3 protein-coding genes and 2 tRNA genes are annotated in these 5,058 nt (G+C 30.1%); all 5 read right to left on the minus strand.

What is annotated here, in order from left to right; translation table 11 throughout:
* Nucleotides 1-565: 565 nt before the first annotated feature.
* The 5 genes from JHL18_RS06305 to JHL18_RS06325 all read right to left on the minus strand — a co-directional run bounded on the left by JHL18_RS06305 (nt 566) and on the right by JHL18_RS06325 (nt 5,008).
* The gene (locus JHL18_RS06305) at nt 566-2,305 is read right to left on the minus strand and encodes an ABC transporter ATP-binding protein (RefSeq protein WP_200267248.1); all 1,740 of its coding nucleotides are present in this window, start codon (nt 2,303-2,305) and stop codon (nt 566-568) included.
* 516 nt (nt 2,306-2,821) lie between these two features.
* Nucleotides 2,822-3,583: a flagellar motor protein MotB gene (locus tag JHL18_RS06310; protein ID WP_200267250.1), complete on the minus strand. Its 762-nt coding sequence runs from the start codon at nt 3,581-3,583 to the stop codon at nt 2,822-2,824.
* 14 nt (nt 3,584-3,597) lie between these two features.
* Nucleotides 3,598-4,383 carry a flagellar motor protein gene (locus JHL18_RS06315; protein ID WP_200267252.1) on the minus strand — a complete coding sequence of 262 codons (786 nt, stop codon included), beginning with the start codon at nt 4,381-4,383 and terminating at the stop codon, nt 3,598-3,600.
* 430 nt (nt 4,384-4,813) lie between these two features.
* A tRNA-Arg gene (locus JHL18_RS06320) sits at nt 4,814-4,890 on the minus strand.
* A gap of 44 nt (nt 4,891-4,934) precedes the next feature.
* Nucleotides 4,935-5,008, minus strand: a tRNA-Gly gene (locus tag JHL18_RS06325).
* Nucleotides 5,009-5,058: the final 50 nt, after the last annotated feature.

Below are 5,058 nucleotides of genomic sequence, written 5' to 3' on the forward strand. Positions count from 1 at the left end.
ACTCTCAATTTAAAGTTTAATCATAGCTTACTTACTTAGTAAGTCTTTTTTCAAAAGAATTGCTGGTTTAGTTTAAGTCTATATTTAGACTTTGTTTATCTTCTCTGTTTAATTTTCAAAGACCAATGTTTAACTGCTTATTCATATTATCATCTCAATCAAATCTTGTCAACATTATTTTTTTTGTTATTCAAAATCAATTTGTCAGACAACGATATTTAATATAACATGATATAAAATAAAACTCAACCTATTCTATAGTCAATTATATAGATTTATATGCTTAATTCTAAATATACCTTCAAGTTTCTTTTTTTTCCTTCCTTGTTTAATATTCATAATTAAAGAAGAATATAATATCGTCAATAAGAATTTCTCACAGTAAAAACTTATTAAATTATAAGAATTAATCTTTCTACCTTGTTAACTAAAACTGTTCATTTAAGCTCTTCAAAATTAAAAATACATGTATAAAAGGAACTCTGCATTCCTCATATACATGTATTATTTGATTAAACTCTAATTGTTAATTTTCATAAAGCAAAGCCCCATATCTCAAACTAAATTATGATATGTTTTCAAACTGCATATTGTATAGATAAGCATAAGTTCCATCTAAGTCAATTAACTCATTATGATTTCCTCGTTCTTTTATCCCTTCATCGGTAAGAACTATTATTTCATCAGCATTTCTTATAGTACTAAGTCTATGTGCTATAACTAATGTAGTTCTATTTTTAGAAAGATCTTCTAAAGACTTCTGTATAAACTTTTCGCTCTCATTATCAAGGGCAGACGTAGCTTCATCAAGTATTAAAATAGGCGGATTTTTAAGAAATACTCTTGCTATTGATACTCTTTGCTTCTGTCCACCAGAAAGCTTAACGCCTCTCTCCCCTACACTAGTATCATACCCATCATTAAGGGACATAATAAATTCATGTATATTAGCTTTTTTAGCTGCCTCAACGATTTCCTCATCGGATGCCCCTGGCTTACCATACGCTATATTTTCTTTTATAGTGCCAGTAAACATATATACATCTTGTTGAACTATCCCAATTGAGTTTCTAAGTGATTTAAGCTTTATATCTCTTATATCAATTCCATCTATAGTAATTGAACCTTCATTTATTTCATAAAATCTTGGAATTAGACTACAAAAAGTAGTTTTACCACCACCAGAAGGCCCAACAAGAGCAACGTTCCTACCTGCTTTTATACTTATATTTATATTTTCCAGTATATTATGTTTTTCATTATAACTAAAGGATACATTATTAAATTCTATATTTCCTTTTGGCTCTATAATATCTATAGCACCTTTCTTATCTGTTATATCCGGTTCAGTATTTATTACTTGTAGGAATCTATCAAAACCTGTAAGTCCTTTTTGAAACTGTTCTGTAAAGTTAACAAGCTTGTCTATAGGACTTAAAAAGATATTTATATAAAGTATGTAGACCATAAGATCTGCTACCTTTAGAGTACCATTACTTATAAATAAGCCTCCAGCCAAAATAACTGACACATATAGTAGCCCTTGAAAGAAGCCATTTCCACTAAAGAATTTTCCCATTATTAAATAATTATCTTCCTTACTCTTAAGAAACTCTAGATTTCCCTTGTCAAACTTGTGACTTTCAATTGTTTCATTCGCAAATGATTTTACTACTCTAATACCAGAAAGACTATCCTGTACTATAGCATTTACATTAGCTATCTTTTCTCTATTTTTCATAAATACTCTATTCATATGCTTGTTATAAAATATTGAGAAATATAACATAACCAAGGTTATAAAGAAAAGTATTAAAGTTATCTTAACATTTATATTCATAAGTATTATGAATGAACCTGTTAACTTAAGTATAGATATAAATATATCTTCTGGACCATGATGCGCTAGCTCAGAAATATCAAAAAGATCATTTACTATTCTTGATTGTAATGTACCTGTATTATTATTATCATAATAAGAGAACGATAGTTTTTGAAGATGATCAAACAAATCCTTTCTCATATTAGATTCCATCTTAGCCCCCATTATATGGCCCCAAGAAGTTATAAAATACTGGCAAAAGTATCTTACAATATACATACATAATAATGCTAAACCTGCATAAATTACATACTTAATTATTGTATTCTTATCTTCCAATATATACACGTTGTTAGTTAAATATCTTACTATCATTGGAAATACAAGATCTATCCCAGATAATATCAATGCACAGACCATATCTGCAAAAAAAAGCTTCTTGTATGGTCCATAGTAATTAAGAAATTTCTTAAATCTATCCATATTTGTGTAGTAATCCTCCCCCGTAATTTATTCATATAGATTATAAAATAACACTATATAGATTATTAATCAAACAATAGGATATGTGATTAAAGCAGATTATTTGTATTAATAAAATTATTTTAACGTTTACCATCCATTTAATATAGTATTTCAATTAATAATAAAAGTCAACTTACTAAGTATAGTTTATCTTCTACTTCTAAACTAAATATTTAAAACATTATACTTTCCTACGAAAAAACAAACACTTTCCATTATACCTTGTAAAGACTTTGACTTCATGCGTTATTAATTAGACAGTAAAATAGCATCAGTAATTCTTAAGCTAATATCATTAACAATATTATCCCAATAATCACTGATGCTATAATATATTTTACTTTTTGTTATGTTTAATATTATTGTTGAGATTAATTGGTTATACAGGAGATTCCATATTAACTGTTTGGGTAAGCTCATTAAGACATCCTATGAATAACCAATTAATTTTAATCACATTGCTTTAATAAAACCTTACTTTTTAGTCTCAGAAGCATTTAAATTAGTATTCAATAGAAGTATATCTACCCTTCTATTTTTGCTTTTACCTTCTTCTGTATCATTTGATGCCACCGGTCTATATTCTCCGTAGCCAACAGAAGATAATCTATCAGCAGATATTCCACCTCTAGTTACTAAAAACTCTACCACATTAGCAGCTCTAACGGAAGATAACTGCCAATTAGAATGAAAATATGTAGTGTTTATTGGAACATTATCAGTATGTCCCTCTACTCTTATATAATTATCAATCTTATTAAGTATTCCTGCTAAGGAAATAAGTTTTTTCTGATTATCAGTTTTAACATCAGCCTTACTACTATCAAAGAATACTGTATCATTAAAGCTAATTACAAGTCCTCTCTCTTGAAGGCTAGTTGTAATGCTTCCTTTAAGATCTGACCCAGCAATCATCTTATCTAATTCTTCTTTTACCTTCTCTAACTTCTGTTCTTCTACCTTCTTATTAGCTTCACTTTCTGCCGCCTGCTTAATCAGCTCATCTTCCACTGTAATTTTACTTGCATCAATACTAGCATTATCAGAAGTACCTATAATACTCTTTCCTCCCCCAATAGCTAAATTCAAAGATTGGGCAATTTGAGAATACTTTTTCGCATCTACAGTACTTGAGGCATACATTACTACAAAGAATATCATAAGAAGAGTTATCAAGTCAGAATATGTTAATAACCATCGTTCATTGTTTTCCTTTTCTACTCTCTTTTTTTTCATAAAATAATACCTCTCTAATCATTAGCATTATTTGAATTTAATTCTGCTACTTCTTTGTCAGTCAAAAATCCCTCTAGCTTGGCCACTAAAGTATTAGGATTTGCACCTTCTTGAATAAGCATAATAGCTTCAATTGACATTTCTTTTTCTAGTATTTCCTCTTTATCAAGAGCTTTTAGCTTGTTGGCTAAAGGAAGCCAAAGTAAATTTGCTGTACCTACTCCATATAATGTTGCTATGAAAGCTACTGCTATCTTAGGTCCAAGTGTACTAGGCTCATCTAAATTACTAAGAACCTGTACTAGTCCCATAACAGTACCTATTATCCCCATTGTTGGCGAAAATCCGCCTGCTGCATCGAATATACCAGCCCCATCATGATGACGCTCTGACATCTGTTCTAACTTTGTTTCCAATATTCCTTTTATAGTGCTAGGTTCAACACCATCAACAACCATTTGAAGCCCTTTTTTTATAAATGGATCCATTTCATTGTTGGATAGATCTCCTTCTATACTCAATAATCCATTCTTTCTTGTCTTAGTTGATAGTTCTTTAAAAAATTCTATTTGTTCTTTTGTATTAACTTTTCTATTTGTAAATGCAACTTTTACTATCTTTCCTATATTCTTTAATTTACTTGTTGGAAAAGATATCGCTACCGCACCTATAGTTCCACCAAACACTATCACAGCTGCTGAAAAGGCCACAAGCATTAAAGGACTTCCACCTTCTTCAATAAAAGCAAAAATTAACGAACCAAATCCTATCACAATACCGATAATTATTCCTATATCCATAATTCTCTCCCATCTCCTCAATATAAAATAGAGTTCCAACTTCAAATATTAATTTATTTATGGCCGAAAATACTCAGATGTCAGGATTTTCGAGCAAGTTAAATTGAATTTTCGTAAAGGAACCCTCTATAAAGATTCCCAAGTTAAACTCTTTAAATTAAACTTCCAATTTAATTATCGTATAACATTTTAGTTTTATTAGTATAAAATTAAACTTTTTATGGTAAATTATCAAAATTTATATTGTTGTATGTTTTATTGTATGTATTTTCAAAAATCTTTCACTTGTAATAGTTAGAATTTAAATCTAACTAATAATTCATCTATCTTGCATCAAATAGATCTTATTTGCTATTTTTCTAAGCAAAAAACTATAAAACAAAAAATAGCTAGGCTTCAACTTTCTGAAACCTAGCTATTTCAACGCTTTTGGTGCTCCCAACAGGGTTCGAACCTGCGACCTATGGATTCGAAGTCCACCACTCTATCCAGCTGAGCTATAGGAGCTTATAATATAAAAAGACAACTTAAGTTATAAGTTGTCTTTAGTATGGAGCGGGTAGTGGGAGTCGAACCCACCTTTTCAGCTTGGAAGGCTGGAGTATTACCGATATACGATACCCGCATATTTGGAGCGGAAGACGGGACTCGAACCCGCGACCTTCACCTTGGCAA

The sequence above is a fragment of the Clostridium yunnanense genome (assembly GCF_016595795.1).
Lineage (GTDB): Bacteria > Bacillota > Clostridia > Clostridiales > Clostridiaceae > Clostridium_AR > Clostridium_AR yunnanense.